The following is a 15046-nucleotide window of genomic DNA, read 5'->3' as shown; positions in this document are numbered from 1 at the left end:
TCAGCGGCGTCTCCTGGAGCGCCTACCCCGAACTCCACCAGGAACCCGACACCACAGAACCCGACACCTGACCAGTAGAAGTCTGCGTATTGCATCAGGTGAATCATCTGCGCGGTCTTGAGCTCCCCTCTCGTGCACGGCCCCGATATCGGCCCCGACCTGCGGCGTCGCCCGTCTCCGAGTGGTGCCGCTGGCGCTTCTAGGGTGCTGCCGGCGGATATCGAGGCGGTCAGATGGCGGTCCGTGGCAACTCGTTGACCTGCAGGGGTTCCCGTCCAGGTTCATCAGATGTATCATTGATTCATCAGATGAGACGGAACGTTCGGGGGTTTGGCGATGCGACTGGATGGCTCCGGACGGGTCCACTTGGTGCCGTCCCTTCCGGTCCTTCGCCCCGCCGAGCAAGTGCTCCAGCTGATGCTGGAGGGCTGGCGCAATCAGCAGCTCTCCCGCAACTTGCAGTTCAACACGATTAAGCAACGACTGCGTCTGGTGCAGCGGTTCATCGACCACATTAATGCGGAGCCGTGGCACTGGACCCCGGCGATGGTCGAGGAATTCTCCGCCGACCTCCGTACGGTCAAACACGTCGCCCACTCCACTCTTCGCGGCTACCACTGCGCGCTTCGGGCGTTCACCAGCTACATCGCCAACCCGGATTACGGCTGGGACCGAGTGTGCGAGCAGCACTTCGGTACGCACCCGGCGCAGGTGTTCTTCGACTGGAACACCGCTGCGCACGTGCAGGCCCACGACGGGCGCGCCTCGAAACGGCCCTACACCCGCGACGAACTCGATGCGCTGTTTGAGCACGCCGACAACGAAGTCGCACGCGCCGGCGCCTCCGGGCGGAAAGGCTGGCAGCCCGCCTACCGGGACGCGGTCATGATGAAGATCGCTTACGGCTACGGTCTGCGATTCAACGAGTTGCGCCACCTGCAGACCGTCGACTTCGCCCGCAATCCCCACGCCCGCGAGTTCGGGGCCTTCGGTCTCTGCAAGGTCCGCTACGGCAAGTCCCGACCCTCCTCTCCTCACCGGCCCCGCAGCGTGCTGACCGTGTGGCGTTGGACTCCGGGGATCCTCGAAGACTGGCTGGCCAATGGCCGCGGCGCCCCCGACAGCCTCGAGCTGTTCTGTAGTGAACGCGGCGGGCTCGTCGTGGAGTCGACCTTGCTGCGCCGACTACGCCGGTACTGTGACGAGCTCGGATTCTCCGACGGTCTCGACATCCATTCCTTCCGTCGCTCGTACGCCACCCACCTGCTGGAGGCGGGTTGGGATCCCCGGTTCGTCCAGGACCAGATGGGCCACGAGTACGCCTCGACCACAGGGATCTACCAGTTCACCTCTGACGAGTTCCGACGCTCCACACTCCGGGCGGCACTCGACCGCACGGTGGGCCGCGCACTGACACCCGATGACGAAAGCGAATCACCGTGAAACGCACAGTCGAGTACCGATGGCGCCTGGCCGAACTCATGGCCGCACGCGGCATGCACAACACCACCGAACTGATCCCGCACCTGGCCGAACGCGACATCACCCTGTCCCGCCCGCAGGTCTACCGACTGGTCAACCAGCGTCCCGAACGCATCTCCCTGCAGGTCGTTGCCGCTCTCTGCGACATCTTCGACTGCGGGCCCGACGACCTGCTCACCGTCACCGCCGCTGATGCACGCGCCCGCAAGACCGGCACCACCCCGGCAGCGAATGTCGTCGACCTCGACCGGACCGTCCGGCCACGCCGCGCCAACATCCTCGACGAATAACCCCGGCCCACGAGGAGGACAACCAAGTGACCCCGACCCCTGACGGCCTGTCCCCTCGTTCCACCCGCCGCGGGCGGCCACGCGCCACCAGTACCCGGGATGACCCCTGCGCCCGGTGTGGCCGCAACATCCCCCGCCTGGCAGCCCGCTGGCCCGAAGGTCGCCTGTGCTTCACCTGCTACAACACCGCTATCCACACCCACGGCACCTGCCCGAACTGCTGCCAGGACCGGCTCCTACCCGGCCCTCCAGGCGCCGACGGCGAGCCGGTCTGCGGCACCTGCGCCGGCATCGACGTCGACTTCCACTGCCAGCAATGCGGCGTCGAAGCAGGCCATCACCGCGGCAACCTGTGCGCCCGCTGCGTGCTGCGCGAGGACCTGCACGCACTGCTCGGCGGCGCCCCCAGCGATACTGCTCTGACCGGTCTCGTCGACGCCCTGTGCGCCGCCGACCGGCCCGAATCGATCATCACCTGGAAACGCTCACCCAAGGTGCAGAGGCTGCTCGCCGGGCTCGGCGACGGGTCGATCCCCTGCACCCACGAAGGACTCGACACCCTCGGCGGAAAACCAGCCGAACACCTTCGTGCACTGCTGCAACACCACGATCTCCTACCCCCAAGAGATGTGTACCTGCCGAGGTTCGAACAATGGATCGCCGCGAAGCTCGACGATCTGCCCGAGGAAGTCCGGAAACCCGTCCATCACTTCGCGACCTGGCACCACCTGCGCCGCATCCGGGACAAAGCCGCCGCTGGGACGCCCACCCGGGCGCCGATCCACTCGGCGAAACAAGAGATCACCGAGACCATCAAGCTCCTGACCTGGCTGCACACCACCTATGGGCGCACTGCCGCGACTTGCACCCAGCCCGACATCGATGAGTGGCTCGCCACCGGACCGACGACCAGAACTTCGATCCGAACCTTCTTCGTCGTCGCTAGCCCCGGTGATTCACGGGGATCTGCGGATCGCTGGGGAAAATAGACCGAAGTGCTTCCTGAACAGGGGAAACTGGTTCTTGTCTAAGGATCCATGTTGCCCAGCAGAAAGCACTCGGTAGGTGAAGCGTACTTCGTGGTCGGCCGGTCTGTCCGTTACTGCTGATGGTGTCGGAGTGATCTCCCACGCCGGAGCAGTTGCTCCACGCCTTCTGGCTGATCAGGTGGGGCTGACCACCGAACTGTCGGGGGCTATGGCGCGTCGGCGGTTCATCCCGATCCACGACCGCGGCCGGGTGCTGATCGACGTCGCGGTGATGCTCGCCGATGGCGGCGAATCCATCTCCGACATCGGCGTCCTACGCCACCAATCCGAGGCCCTGGGGCCGGTGGCCTCGGCGCCGACGGTGTGGCGCGCACTCGATGAGATCACCGCCGGCAAGCGCAAGAAAATCCAGGTCGCCCGTGCCCGCCCCCGGCGGCACGTGTGGTCGCACCTGCCCGGCGGCGTTCCCGCATCGTCGTGTGCGGGTCGGGATCTAGGATCGACGATCGTGCTCGATGTGGACGCCACCATCGTGGTCACCCACAGCGAGAAGGAACATGCAGCTCCGACGTACAAGCGCACCTTCGGCTACCACCCGATCGGCGTGTGGTGCGACAACACAGAAGAGTTTCTCGCCGCGAGCTTGCGCCCGGGTAACGCCGGGTCCAACACCGCTGCCGACCACATCGAGGTCCTGGGCCAGGCCATCGGGCAGATCCCCGCGGCTCACCGGCGTGACGTGCTGATCCGCTCCGACGGCGCCGGCGCCTCTCACGACCTGTTGGATTGGATCACCGAGCAGAACCGCGTCCGTAATCGACGGGTGGAGTACTCGGTCGGGTTCTCCATCACTGCCCCGATTCGCCGAGCCATCTCCATCGCCCCCGAGGCTGCGTGGGGGCCAGCGCTCAACCCGTCCGGCGACATCCGCGCCGGGGCCGAGGTTGCCGAGTTGACCGGGTTCCTCGCTCCCGGGATGCTCGCCAAGTGGCCAGATGGGATGCGGATCATCGTCCGCCGCGAGCGGCCCCACCCGGGAGCGCAGTTGTCGATGTTCGAAGAAGCGGACGGGTGGCGTTACCAGGCGTTTGTCACCAACACCCGTACCGGGCAGTTGCAGTTTCTTGAAGCCAGGCATCGGGCGCACGCCCGCGTGGAGGACCGGATCCGTCACGCCAAGGACACCGGCCTGGGCCGTCTGCCTTCACGCGAGTTCGCGCTCAACCAGGCCTGGCTGGTGGCGGTGATGCTCGCCGCAGACCTGGTGGCCTGGACTCGGATGCTTGCCTGCACCGGCGACGCGGCAGTCCTGGCCTTGTGCGAGCCCAAAGCGCTGCGCTACCGCTTCCTGCACGTCGCAGCCCGACTGGTCCGCAGTGGCCGCAGGCGACGGGTGAAGATCCCCAAAACGTGGCCCTGGGCCACCGCCATCGTCGCCGTATTCAACACCATCGCCGCGATCCCCAAACCCGCCTGACCTCACCCGCCCGCCCACGACAGCACCACCCGGAGACCCGCCCACCGGCAGCGCCAGCCGGCACCCCCGCACGCCCACACGCGAAAACAAGCCCGCCGTCACGCAACAGCAGCAGTCCTCACGGCCCGTGAATCACCGGGGCTAAGGATCATGCTCTGTACGGCACTCACGCTCAGCTAATGCCGAGGTCGGAAAGCTGCAGCACTTGGTCCAACAACAACGCAGCCGAGCGAATGAGCGGGACGGCTGCGATGGCCCCGCTGCCTTCGCCCAAGCGCATACCGAGGTCAAGCAGCGGCTCCATGCCGAGCTTATCGAGGGCGAGGGACTGTGCGGGTTCGGGTGAGCGATGACCAGCGGCGAACCAAGCGGCGCTGCCCGGAGCAATCGCGTTGGCGGCGACGGCGCTCGCGACGGCGATGACACCGTCGAGCAAAACTGGCACGCTCTGAGCCGCCGCTTCGATCATAAACCCGGCCGATGCCGCGATGTCCGCGCTGCCCAGAGCCGCGAGCGTGGCCGTTGGATCATCCATGCGCCTGCTTACCCGATTAAGGGCCTGTGTGATGATGCCTTGCTTGTCAACGAACATATGCTCGTCGATGCCCGTGCCACGACCCGTGACCTCCGCGGCGGAAAACCCATAGTAGGCAGCGATAAGCGCGGCTGCGGGTGTCGTGTTGCCGATGCCCATGTCACCGCTGATTAGCAGATCCGACCCCGCAGCGATCTCCTGGCGTGCGACCGCGCGCCCGGCGATCAGTGCGCGGGCACAGTCGTTACGCGAAATCGCGTCCTCTAGGTGAATCGGCCCGCACGACCGTCCAATCTTGAACTCCTTAACTGCCGGGTCGACGCCCTCAAGGTTATCGTCGACGCCGATGTCCAATATTCGCAGTGCGACGTCGTGCTGCTCGGCGAGAACCGCGACGCCGGCACCCCCATTAAGGAAGGCACGCACCATGGCGGGCGTGATCTCCTTCGGATATGCGGAGACCCCGTACTCGGTCACCCCGTGGTCGCCAGCGAAGACCACCGCACGCACGTTGGTCACTGGCCAGGGCGGGCACATCCCCTGGACGCCTGCGAGCCAGATCGCGAGCTCGCCGAGGCGCCCAAGTGCGCCACTGGGCACCGCGAGTCCAGCCAAGCGCTCGGCCGCCTCCGTGCGTGCTTCTGCAGAGGGCGCCGTTGGAGTCATCTGTGTCTCGCTGTCTGTCCAGGAGGTCGTTAGGCGTATTCATTGAAACAGCGTGGCTCTGCGGGCTGGGCGGCCACATTAGTCTCGAGATGCCACGGGGAGGCTGTGGTAGCGCGTGTCGCGCATGAAGAAGGGTGCTCTGCACTGGAGCAAAGCAGGGTGTCTAAGCTCGCAAAGTAGCCAGTCAAGAGCACCTTTCTGGCGTCGAACTCAACCCTCTCGCCCTTCCGCCCGGAGGTTGACCCCGCCGGGACGGGAGTCACCCAGTTGCATGGGGCCGGCACCCTGAGTGCCTGATATGGCCCGGAATTACCGTCCCACACCATTCTGCCAACGGTCGTATCTACGACGCCGCCGATTCAGTCCCGGTCGATGCCGAGCACCACCGGAACGTCCTCTAGCGCCTTAATCTCGTCAGCGGTGAAGACCCGCGCCCGGGAGAGGAACCTTCGGCCGGTGGGCGTCTCCAAGCTGAAGCCCGAGCCCCGACCCGGGACGGCATCCAAAACCAGCTGCGTGTGTTTCCACGCCCCGAATTGACTGCCCGATATCCACACTGCGATCCGTGCATCACCCACAGGAAGGTCCCCGACGAGCACGTCGCGCATGCCGATGTGGAACTCGCCCACCGGATAGCACATCGGCGCGGATCCATCGCAGCACCCGCCGGACTGGTGGAACATCACCGGCCCGTGCCGGCCGACGATCTCGTTGATCAGCTCGACGGCCGGTTCGGTCGCCACCACGCGCGGTGGCAGGTCGGCGGCCGCGCCCTCCGGCGGCACGGCGCGCGCCGCGATGGGCACGCTCCCACCGGAGGGCAACCCGCACACGTCGTCCATAGCGCTCACGCCCGGCTCAGAAGAAGCCCTGGGGCTTGCCCGAGTAGCTCACGAGCAGGCACTTGGTCTGCTGGTAGTGGTCGAGCATCATCAGGTGGTTCTCGCGGCCGATGCCGGACTGCTTGTAGCCGCCGAACGCCGCGTGGGCCGGATACTGGTGGTAGGTGTTGGTCCACACCCGGCCGGCTTGGATGGTGCGCCCGGCGCGGTAGGCGGTGGTGCCGTTGCGCGACCACACGCCCGCGCCCAGGCCGTAGAGCGTGTCGTTAGCGATGGACATGGCGTCGTCGAAGTCGGTGAAGGAGCCCAACGCAAGGACGGGGCCAAAGATCTCCTCCTGGAACAGGCGCATCTTGTTGTTGCCCTTGAACACGGTGGGTTGGACGTAGAAGCCGCCGGCTAGATCACCGTCGAGCTCGGCGCGGCCACCACCGGTGAGGATCTCGGCGCCCTCCTGCTTGCCGACGTCCATGTAGGACAGGATCTTCTCCAACTGATCGGTGGAGGCCTGTGCTCCCATCATGGTCTCGGTGTCGAGCGGGTTGCCCTGCTTAATCTTCTTGACGCGCTCGATCGCGAGCTCGGTGAAGTCGTCGAGGATCGACTCCTGCACGAGCGCGCGCGACGGGGCGGTGCACACCTCGCCCTGGTTGAGGCCGAACATTGCGAAGCCCTCGAGCGAGGCTTGACGGTAGTCGTCGTCGGCGTCCATGACGTCTTCGAAGAAGATGTTGGGGCTCTTGCCGCCCAGTTCGAGGGTGACGGGGATGAGGTTTTCGGAGGCGTACTGCATGATCAGCCGGCCGGTGGTGGTCTCACCGGTGAACGCAACCTTGCGGATGCGCGGGTTGGAGGCGAGCGGCTTGCCGGCCTCGGTGCCGAAGCCGTTGACCACGTTGACCACGCCGGGCGGGAGCAGGTCGCCGATGACGGACATGAGGTAGAGGATCGACGCGGGGGTCTGCTCGGCAGGCTTAAGGACCACACAGTTGCCGGCGGCCAGGGCCGGCGCGAGCTTCCACACCGCCATGAGGATCGGGAAGTTCCACGGGATGATCTGCCCGACCACGCCGAGCGGCTCGTGGAAGTGGTAGGCGACCGTGTCCCGGTCGATCTCTGAGATGCCGCCCTCCTGGGCGCGGATCGCGCCGGCGAAGTAGCGGAAGTGATCGATCGCCAGCGGGATGTCGGCATTGAGCGTCTCGCGGATCGCCTTGCCGTTGTCCCAGGCCTCGGCCAGCGCCAGCTTCTCGAGGTTCTGCTCCATCCGGTCGGCGATCCGCAGCAGGACTAGCGAACGCTCAGCGGCGGAGGCGGCGTTCCAGGCGGGAGCGGCGGCCCACGCGGCGTCTAGAGCGGCCTCAATGTCCTCGGCGGTGCCGCGGCCCACCTCGCAGAACGCCTGACCGGTGATCGGGGTGACGTTCTCGAAGTACTGCCCCTTGGCGGGCGGGGTCCACTGTCCGCCGATCCAGTGCTCGTACCGGGATTCGTAGCTCATTACCGCATCGGATGACCCCGGCTGGGCGTAGACAACCATGACAACTCCTCTCGACAACAGGCACCGGCCAACGCGGCCGTCCTGTGATGCAAGACACTAAGTGTCTTGTTGTTGCACCGAGGTTGCACCCGGCGTCGCTGTTTCGTTAAGACTCGATCCACCGACGTCGTGCTCGACGCAGTCTGCCCCTCAATGGACTAGCCGTTGAAGCCCCTCCAGAGGTGTGTGAGCCGCCAAAGAGCGAACGTCTGGAAAATGAGAGGAGGTGGATCTCGTCTACTTCCGTGGGTCCCCCTGGACGCGTCCCGACCCTCTCCACACGAGCACAATCGTGAATTAGCGAGACGAGTCCACGGTCGCAGAGCATCGCCACCGAGGGCACCGATGCCCGCCAAGCTGGGGCGAACAGTCATGAAGTGCCATGAGCTCGTGTCACACTTACTCTCATGAGAGCAAACCCAAGTTCCAGAATCGAAGCGTCGATCAACGAGAGTCGACGCATCGGTGGGTACTTTGATATCCCCCTCGTCGACGGCACCGACTGGCGAGCATTCGATGAGTTAACTGAGTCCGTTCCGACCATTAATGAGTACGTAAATCGCACTCGCGCAGCCATTGCACAATCACAGAACGTCGCCATTAATACAATAGAGCATCGGGTCGCCGCATCATCCTTTCAACTCGCGACCATCGCGAAACTGATATCACCCGTCTTCGGTTGTGTAGTTTTGTCTGGAACCTTGCCGGATTTCGGCTCAGGCAACTTAGCTTGGCGCCCAGGACCGAAACACTCACTTGATGTAGGTCTCGTTTCGTACATCGGATTGACCGAGATTCCTGATGAGGATCTCCCTGAGAAACTCCACGCCAACTTACTAGACGGCGCGCTGAGACCTTTAAGCGAGGCGATTCATCGGACCACCGGACTGTCGAGCAAGGTACTATCGGGCAACATCGCTTCGTCGTTCAACGGGGCGGTTTCAGTACTTAGTGCACAGCTCCCCAACGTTACGGACCGTGCATTTGGCCTCATGCGTGAGATCGTTAACCACGGATGCCTCCAAACAACATGTAGGTTTGTTTCTGCTGGCGATATCCGGCCGCGATTCGTTCGAAACAATTGTTGCTTGTTCTACCAGCTTCCCCGCGCTGGCCTATGCGGCGATTGCGTTCTGGCCGAGCGGACACCGCGCGGCTCCTGATCCTTGGCAGTGCGAAACCGCAGGCAGCCGCTTGCAACCCCCTTGCAGCGTGACCTGGGTAACACTTGGCTCATCGCGCACGCCCTTCGACAGGAGCAGAAACGATGAATAGCGTTGCATTGGCCGAACTTCAGTCCGGCCCACTCGCATGGTTGAGCTCTTCCGCAGTCAGGAAGCCAGCACCGCCACCCTGCCAAACACCGACATGTCGCCGAACAGTGATAGTGGATAAGGAGGAACTCGTCCGTCAAGGGCTCATCCGCATTTTGACTGACGAACCCGGCGTGTCGATAGTCACTCATTTGGGGTCAAACAAAAATATATTGGACGAGATAGTCCGAACCCATGCAACGTTAGTAATACTTGATCCCGATCTCGGGTCCGGCGTCAAGGACGGATTGTTACTCGTCGACCGACTGAAGGCGACTAATCCCGAAATCGGCATAATACTACTAACGAACTCGTTGACCGATGCCGATACACTTGATGTCGTTCGCCGCGGAATTGACGGAGTGATGTCTAAGACCTCCCCCTTGGATGAGATACTGGCGGTGGTTCGAAGCGTCCTATCGGGTGATATTGCTCTTGATAAATTTCACACCAATTCAGTTTTGCGAACACTGCGTTCTGGTGTCACAGCGCACACCCCAGCGTTCACTTTGAGAGAGCGGGACGTGCTCTCACTGGTAGTGAGCGGACTCGGCAATAAAGCGATTGGAGCCGAGTTGTTCATCACCGAGGCGACCGTCAAATACCATCTGCGAAATATTATGGACAAGTTTTCGGTGCGCCGCCGAGCTGAAGTGGTGGCAATCGCTCTACGAATGGGGGTCGTTTGACTCAAATTAGAGAGCCTCGGCGCCGGCCACTGCGACCGATATGTCCTCCACTACAGAGCCCGCGCTAACCCCCACCGCGCCGACTACTTCTTCCTTCACTTTCAGCAGAACACCCCCACCGAACGTCACCATTCCGCCAGACAGCTGACCCAGTCCGTAGAGTTCGGCACCTGGCTGGACCAGGTCGGTCAGTGCGCTGGTAGGTGCATTCATCATCACCGAGGTCTGCGCCTTTCGAGTGGAGATGTCAATACTCGCCTTGATAGCACCATCCATCCGAACAAAAGCAACGAGATGGCCTCCATCGTCCACTACGGCGATATTCATCGGCTGGCCAAGTTCCGCCGCCTTCGCTTTTGCGGCGGAGATAACTTCAGTCGCCTGATCAAGGGTCAACTTGCTTGTCATTCCATACCTCTCATTCATTACGGACGACGTACGGATTCATACTACCCGAGATGACGAAAACAGCGTAGAGGAATTTCTTATCCTAGGCAGAAACCTATCCAAACTTATCACAAGACACTAGCCACTCGGCTAGGGACCGTCGGTGCTCCCCGCTGCGACGGCCAGTAATTGGTTAGGCCGGTCGCCGAAGCCTCCTGCATCTGAACCCACTAAGACATACTGCCGGTCACACCATTTCGGCGTCGAGTTCTCCACCCCCGGAACGCCTCGCCATCCAACGCGACGGAGCGATCATTGTCTTACATGGAAATCTTCACTTGGGAACTGCTCGGGACTGCCGCTCTCGTTCTCATCGGTACTGGTTCGGTTGCCACAGTCCTGCTAAAGGGCTCGCTGGCATTCGGCGGCGGCGGCAACTGGCTAGTAATAGTGTTTGGTTGGGGCTTAGGCGTGTTCGTAGGAGCAAGCATTGCTTCCCCAACCGGTGGTCACATCAACCCAATCGTGACGCTTGCCTTAGCCATAACGGGAAGCACCGCCTGGTCAGAGTTGCCGATATACGCGCTCGGACAATTAACTGGAGGGATCATAGGCGGAATCTTGTGCTGGGTCGTCTTCAAGCTGCAGTTCGATTCAAGCGTGGACAACTCCGATACCCGTAGAATCTTCTGCACGGTTCCTGGCGAACGAAAGCGTTTTTGGAACACGATCACCGAGGCCATCGCTACCTTTGTTCTAATCTTCTGGATTCTCGCCGATCCTCCCGGCAACGCCGCTCTCGGTTACGGTGGGGTCGCTGCCGTAGTAGTCGCAATCGGTGTTGGCCTCGGCGGGCCCACTGGTTACGCCATCAACCCCGCCCGAGACCTCGGCCCGAGAATCGCTTACTGGTTGCTGCCGATCCGCGGCAAAGCGCGCCCCGACTGGGGCTACGCGTGGGTCCCAGTGCTGGGGCCAGTGCTCGGCGCTTCCGCAGCAGCTCTCTTGTACCTGGCCCTCGCCTGACGCTGCAAGTTATGCAACGTGTGACACGGTAACTTGCGGGGATGCGACTTTAGCGCAGCCTTCCGCACTTCTATATGTATTCGAAAGTGGCCTAGCATGACAGTCCGTTTGACTCGCATCTACACCAGAACTGGCGACGAAGGAACCACCGCTCTTGGTGACATGTCACGGGTCCTCAAAGTGGACCCCCGCGTTGGAGCTTACGCGGACTGTGACGAGGCCAACGCCGCGTTGGGAATGGCCATAGCGCTGGGGAATCTTAGCGACGAGGTGAGCGCAGTAGTCCGCACTGTTCAGAATGATCTCTTCGATGTCGGAGCCGACCTGTGCACGCCGATCTCCAATGATCCTAAGCATTCACCCCTTCGGGTAGGCCAGGAACAGGTCGACCGCTTGGAGAAGCATTGCGACAAGTTCAATGTAGATCTCCCGAAGCTGGACAGCTTCATTCTCCCGGGCGGAACGGCGGGCGGTGCTCTCCTCCACAATGCCCGCGCGGTAGCTCGGCGCGCGGAACGAAGCGCTTGGTTCGCTGCCGAGACCTCCGACATCAACAGGATCGCTCTGCGCTACCTCAATCGTCTGTCGGATTTGCTGTTCATCCTGGCTCGCGTAGAGAATCCAAACGGCGATATCAAGTGGCTCCCGGGCGGCGACCGAACGTTCTAGTGGCATGGAGTTGAAGTTGTTGGACGGCTGGCCTTTCTGAGGATCTTTTCTTCGGTTTTGGTCCAGCCGAAGGGGCGGGACCGGTCGTTCCAGCCCTCGATGAAGGCTCGGACCCGAGTTCCACAACTTTTAGTGTTTCGCGTTAATGTCGTGGATGAGCCGAACAGACCCACGGTTCGCCAGCGCCGCTGTGACCTATTCGGGACGTCCGCTGACCGCCCACGAACCGTGGGTGTCGAGAGATGGGCGCATGCCTGTGGAGGAGAAGTAATGGAGCACGAACCCGTCGGGTCCCGGTTGAGAATGACTGATTCGGACGACCCGGGCGACTCACTTCTATACCGTCCGGCGCTGCCGATCCGCGGCCGAGCAACCGTGGTGATCGGAGGTAGCGAAGCGGCACTGAAGCATGTCGCTGCAATGCTCCGGGGCGGCGCCCGCGTCACGCTCGTGGCACCCGAGGTTGGCGCGACGCTGGGCGACTTGGCGGACGGGTCGGTGATCACCTGGAACAAGCGGGGGTTCGAGGATAGTGACCTTGACGACGCGTGGCTGGTCGCAGCCGCGACGGGGCTCTCGACCCTGGATGACCGAATTGAGGCGGCGTGTGAGGACCGCCGCCTCTGGTGCGTGCGTGAGCGGTCCTCGGTTCGCGAAGGTGGTCGAACCGGCCAGGTTGTTCTCGTCGGTGGTGGTCCGGGTGACCCGGGCCTGCTGACCGTGGCCGGACTGGAAGCGATCCGTGCCGCCGACGTGGTGGTCACCGATCGACTCGCGCCCGTTGCGGTTCTCGGCGACCTTCCGTCCGATGTGGAAGTCGTTGATGTGGGCAAGGTTCCGTTCGGCCGAGCGACCCAGCAGGAAGAGATCAATCGGATTATCGTCGACCACGCCAAGCGTGGCCGAAACGTCGTCCGTCTCAAAGGCGGGGACAGTTTCCTGTTCGGTAGAGGCGGGGAGGAATTGCTCGCCTGCGCAGAGGCGGGTGTTCCGGTTTCAGTGATCCCTGGTGTCACCTCAGCGCTGGCGGTGCCGGCGCTCGTCGGGATTCCGGTCACCCACCGGGGTCTCACGCAGGGCGTCACAGTGGTGTCCGGGCATGTTCCACCGCAAAGTCCCGCATCGACAATCGATTACGGTGCCTTGGCGAGATCGGGAACTACGTTGATTCTACTGATGGCGGTGAGGAATCTCGATGCCATCGTCACCGAACTCCTCGGACATGGGTTGCCCGGTGATACTCCGGCCGCAGCCGTGGCGAACGGCACGATGCCCAACCAGCGCGTCATTCGTAGTGCGTTGGCCAGCATCGCTCACGACGTCGCGGACGCGGGGATAGAGCCGCCCGCGATCACCGTCATAGGTGCGGTCGCCGGCTTGCCGACTCGGTTTTGGTCGGGCTCGTCACCCGTCGCAGGCGGCTAAGTTCCTCGTACACGTTGTTATGAACCCGCCAACTTTCGTCGACTCGGGGTGCAGGCCGAATACTCTCTGGGTGCGTCACGGCGAATCCACGTGGAACCGAGCGGGTCGGATGCAGGGTCAGTCGCGGTGGCCAGCGTTGACACCCCTCGGAAAAGACCAGGCACACAAGGCGGCCCGGGACCTCCTTGACTACGAACCGGTCCGAATCCTGAGTTCAGACCTGCAGCGCGCGTTCGACACCGCGAAAATTATCGCGGGAGTAACCGGGCTCCCGGTCGAGAGATCGTCGTTGTTGCGTGAGCGCCATTGGGGTGGATTCGAGGGCCGACCCGTCGGCGAGGGTCAGCGCGCCGAGGTCGGCCTCGGGCGGGATGACCCCCTCCCCGGCGGGGAGTCGCGCACAGATGTCGCCGACCGGCTTCGACGGGCGGCAGTGGAGCTGGGTCAGGGCGGCGGGCCCGTCGTTGTTGTCACCCACGGAGACGTCATTCGTGAGGCGGTCCGCCTGTGGTCTATGCCGGGCTTGGTTAACCCGACAGCTGCAAATGGCTCTATCACCGAACTTTGGATACCCATGCGAGTGCAGTGAAGCGGAAGTTGTCAAGGTGGTTGAGACCGTTGGGAGTTAGGCTCGATCCACCGACATCGCGCATGACACGATCTGATTCTCGGTGAGCTGGCCGTGAGGGCTCCCGGGCGTGTCGGACTCATATCGACTTCCCGAGTGGCCCAATGTGTACTTTACCGACCCCCCCGAAGCGGGAACGACATCGACACTCGCTCTCAGTTGATCGCGCGACCACGACCGCGCTCATACTGTTCAATTTCTGACGGACTCGCCGATGCCTGACCGGAATCAGGCAACGCGGCGGCCTCCGCCGCGCCCGCGAACTTCACCGTAACGGGCTCTCCATCCGCTCCCACACCGAATGTGGGTCCGGCCTGCGGAGCAGGTAGACGTCCATCACCCAGCCGTGCTCGGCGCGCAGTCGCTCGCGATGGGCGCGCAGGTCCGCCAGCACGTCGCCGACCCTGCCCGAGACCAGGCACTCCCCCTCGTCCCCGAGATTGCCGCCCCACCAGATGTGCCAGTCGGCGAGGTCGTCCAGCGGCAGGTCCGAGTTGAGCATGGCCACCACGTTGTCCGCGCCCGCATCGATTACCTCGCGGAGCCGGCGGCCGGTGGTCACCGTGATCGTTCCCCCGATCTCGTGCAGGACCAGACGGTGGCGCGCGGCCAGGACCTGCAGCGCGGAGATGCCGGGCACCACCTCTACCCGGAAATCGAGGCGACCGCGGTCCAGGATCCGGTCGACAATCCGCAGGGTCGAGTCGTAGAAGGCCGGGTCGCCCCACACCGGGATCGCCACGTCGCCGGGACGGGTCGCCAGGACCTGTTCCCAGGCCAGGGAGCGGGCCTCGTGCCAGTCGAGGACCACGCCGCGGTAGCCGAGCGGGGAGGAGGTCGACGACGACGAGCGGTCCCGTTCCGGATCGACCACGCCCACCAACTCCACCCGCGGAGCATGCCGGGTGAGCAGTCGCCGGCGGAGGTCGACCAAGGGGTCATCCGGCCCCTTGACCGCCGCGAGGGCGTACCCGGACGCGCGGAGGGCGGCGATCCCCTCGACGGTGATCTGATCGAGGCCGCCCGAGCCGATGCCGACCACCCGCACCCGCCGGCGCTGTGGCTCAGTCACCGGTTCAGTCGCCGGT

At 63.5% G+C, this 15046-nt stretch carries 15 protein-coding genes; 10 read left to right on the top strand and 5 right to left on the bottom strand.

The features are described 5' to 3' along the window. Positions 1 to 336 precede the first annotated feature (336 nt). The 4 genes from R4P08_RS17325 (at position 337) to R4P08_RS17310 (ending at position 4238) form a co-directional block, all read left to right on the top strand. A complete protein-coding gene (locus tag R4P08_RS17325) occupies positions 337 to 1443 on the top strand; it encodes a tyrosine-type recombinase/integrase (RefSeq protein WP_317815112.1) in 1107 nt (368 codons plus the stop codon). Continuing rightward, on the top strand, positions 1440 to 1772 hold the full coding sequence (locus R4P08_RS17320; RefSeq protein ID WP_317815111.1) for a helix-turn-helix transcriptional regulator: 333 nt from the start codon (positions 1440 to 1442) through the stop codon (positions 1770 to 1772). The genes R4P08_RS17325 and R4P08_RS17320 overlap by 4 nt, the downstream gene beginning before the upstream one ends. A gap of 26 nt (positions 1773 to 1798) precedes the next feature. Continuing rightward, a complete protein-coding gene (locus tag R4P08_RS17315) occupies positions 1799 to 2761 on the top strand; it encodes a hypothetical protein (RefSeq protein WP_317815110.1) in 963 nt (320 codons plus the stop codon). 76 nt (positions 2762 to 2837) lie between these two features. Further along, positions 2838 to 4238 (top strand): IS1380 family transposase, encoded by a 1401-nt coding sequence (locus tag R4P08_RS17310; RefSeq protein WP_317815109.1) that lies wholly within the window; start codon positions 2838 to 2840, stop codon positions 4236 to 4238. Positions 4239 to 4410: 172 nt separating this feature from the next. On the opposite strand, the gene cobT is transcribed toward R4P08_RS17310, so the two are convergent. The 3 genes from cobT to R4P08_RS17295 form a co-directional block, all read right to left on the bottom strand. Then, the gene (gene cobT, locus R4P08_RS17305; RefSeq protein WP_317815108.1) at positions 4411 to 5439 is read right to left on the bottom strand and encodes a nicotinate-nucleotide--dimethylbenzimidazole phosphoribosyltransferase; all 1029 of its coding nucleotides are present in this window, start codon (positions 5437 to 5439) and stop codon (positions 4411 to 4413) included. A 359-nt stretch (positions 5440 to 5798) separates the two neighbouring features. Further along, positions 5799 to 6281 carry a DUF779 domain-containing protein gene (locus R4P08_RS17300; protein WP_317815117.1) on the bottom strand — a complete coding sequence of 161 codons (483 nt, stop codon included), beginning with the start codon at positions 6279 to 6281 and terminating at the stop codon, positions 5799 to 5801. A 16-nt stretch (positions 6282 to 6297) separates the two neighbouring features. After that, positions 6298 to 7821, bottom strand: coding sequence for an aldehyde dehydrogenase family protein (locus R4P08_RS17295; protein WP_317815107.1), 1524 nt, complete (start codon positions 7819 to 7821; stop codon positions 6298 to 6300). 407 nt (positions 7822 to 8228) lie between these two features. On the opposite strand from R4P08_RS17295, the gene R4P08_RS17290 reads away from it, so the two are divergent. Further along, positions 8229 to 8984: a (2Fe-2S)-binding protein gene (locus R4P08_RS17290; RefSeq protein WP_317815106.1), complete on the top strand. Its 756-nt coding sequence runs from the start codon at positions 8229 to 8231 to the stop codon at positions 8982 to 8984. Between the two features lie 224 nt (positions 8985 to 9208). Further along, positions 9209 to 9823: a response regulator transcription factor gene (locus R4P08_RS17285; protein WP_317815105.1), complete on the top strand. Its 615-nt coding sequence runs from the start codon at positions 9209 to 9211 to the stop codon at positions 9821 to 9823. A 6-nt stretch (positions 9824 to 9829) separates the two neighbouring features. Here R4P08_RS17285 and R4P08_RS17280 read toward each other — a convergent pair whose 3' ends face one another. Continuing rightward, entirely contained in the window at positions 9830 to 10231 is a 402-nt protein-coding gene (locus R4P08_RS17280; RefSeq protein WP_317815104.1) for a heme-binding protein, read from the bottom strand. A gap of 294 nt (positions 10232 to 10525) precedes the next feature. Here R4P08_RS17280 and R4P08_RS17275 point away from each other — a divergent pair, with 294 nt between their 5' ends. The 4 genes from R4P08_RS17275 (at position 10526) to R4P08_RS18580 (ending at position 13919) form a co-directional block, all read left to right on the top strand. After that, positions 10526 to 11236: an MIP/aquaporin family protein gene (locus tag R4P08_RS17275; RefSeq protein WP_317815103.1), complete on the top strand. Its 711-nt coding sequence runs from the start codon at positions 10526 to 10528 to the stop codon at positions 11234 to 11236. A gap of 96 nt (positions 11237 to 11332) precedes the next feature. Next, complete coding sequence (locus R4P08_RS17270) at positions 11333 to 11905, top strand: cob(I)yrinic acid a,c-diamide adenosyltransferase (protein ID WP_317815101.1); 573 nt, start codon at positions 11333 to 11335, stop codon at positions 11903 to 11905. 270 nt (positions 11906 to 12175) lie between these two features. Beyond that, positions 12176 to 13330, top strand: coding sequence for a uroporphyrinogen-III C-methyltransferase (gene cobA, locus R4P08_RS17265; protein WP_317815100.1), 1155 nt, complete (start codon positions 12176 to 12178; stop codon positions 13328 to 13330). 19 nt (positions 13331 to 13349) lie between these two features. Further along, positions 13350 to 13919 carry a histidine phosphatase family protein gene (locus R4P08_RS18580; RefSeq protein ID WP_411741234.1) on the top strand — a complete coding sequence of 190 codons (570 nt, stop codon included), beginning with the start codon at positions 13350 to 13352 and terminating at the stop codon, positions 13917 to 13919. Between the two features lie 304 nt (positions 13920 to 14223). Here R4P08_RS18580 and cobF read toward each other — a convergent pair whose 3' ends face one another. After that, positions 14224 to 15030, bottom strand: coding sequence for a precorrin-6A synthase (deacetylating) (cobF, locus tag R4P08_RS17255; protein WP_317815098.1), 807 nt, complete (start codon positions 15028 to 15030; stop codon positions 14224 to 14226). Between the last annotated feature and the right edge of the window lie 16 nt (positions 15031 to 15046).

Origin of the sequence: Rhodococcus sp. IEGM 1408, assembly GCF_033142235.1 — a bacterium.
Lineage (GTDB): Bacteria > Actinomycetota > Actinomycetes > Mycobacteriales > Mycobacteriaceae > Dietzia.
Note: the sequence above shows the minus strand (reverse complement) of the source record. Positions and strands in the feature narration are given on the sequence as shown.

Excerpts from the sequence above, each read along its gene's own strand:
- R4P08_RS17300 (WP_317815117.1), bottom strand. The coding sequence starts at position 6,281 with ATGGACGACGTGTGCGGGTTGCCCTCCGGTGGGAGCGTGCCCATCGCG.
- R4P08_RS17295 (WP_317815107.1), bottom strand. The coding sequence starts at position 7,821 with ATGGTTGTCTACGCCCAGCCGGGGTCATCCGATGCGGTAATGAGCTAC.
- R4P08_RS17325 (WP_317815112.1), top strand. The coding sequence starts at position 337 with ATGCGACTGGATGGCTCCGGACGGGTCCACTTGGTGCCGTCCCTTCCG.
- R4P08_RS17280 (WP_317815104.1), bottom strand. The coding sequence starts at position 10,231 with ATGACAAGCAAGTTGACCCTTGATCAGGCGACTGAAGTTATCTCCGCC.
- R4P08_RS17290 (WP_317815106.1), top strand. The coding sequence starts at position 8,229 with ATGAGAGCAAACCCAAGTTCCAGAATCGAAGCGTCGATCAACGAGAGT.
- R4P08_RS17270 (WP_317815101.1), top strand. The coding sequence starts at position 11,333 with ATGACAGTCCGTTTGACTCGCATCTACACCAGAACTGGCGACGAAGGA.
- cobA (WP_317815100.1), top strand. The coding sequence starts at position 12,176 with ATGGAGCACGAACCCGTCGGGTCCCGGTTGAGAATGACTGATTCGGAC.
- R4P08_RS18580 (WP_411741234.1), top strand. The coding sequence starts at position 13,350 with ATGAACCCGCCAACTTTCGTCGACTCGGGGTGCAGGCCGAATACTCTC.
- cobT (WP_317815108.1), bottom strand. The coding sequence starts at position 5,439 with ATGACTCCAACGGCGCCCTCTGCAGAAGCACGCACGGAGGCGGCCGAG.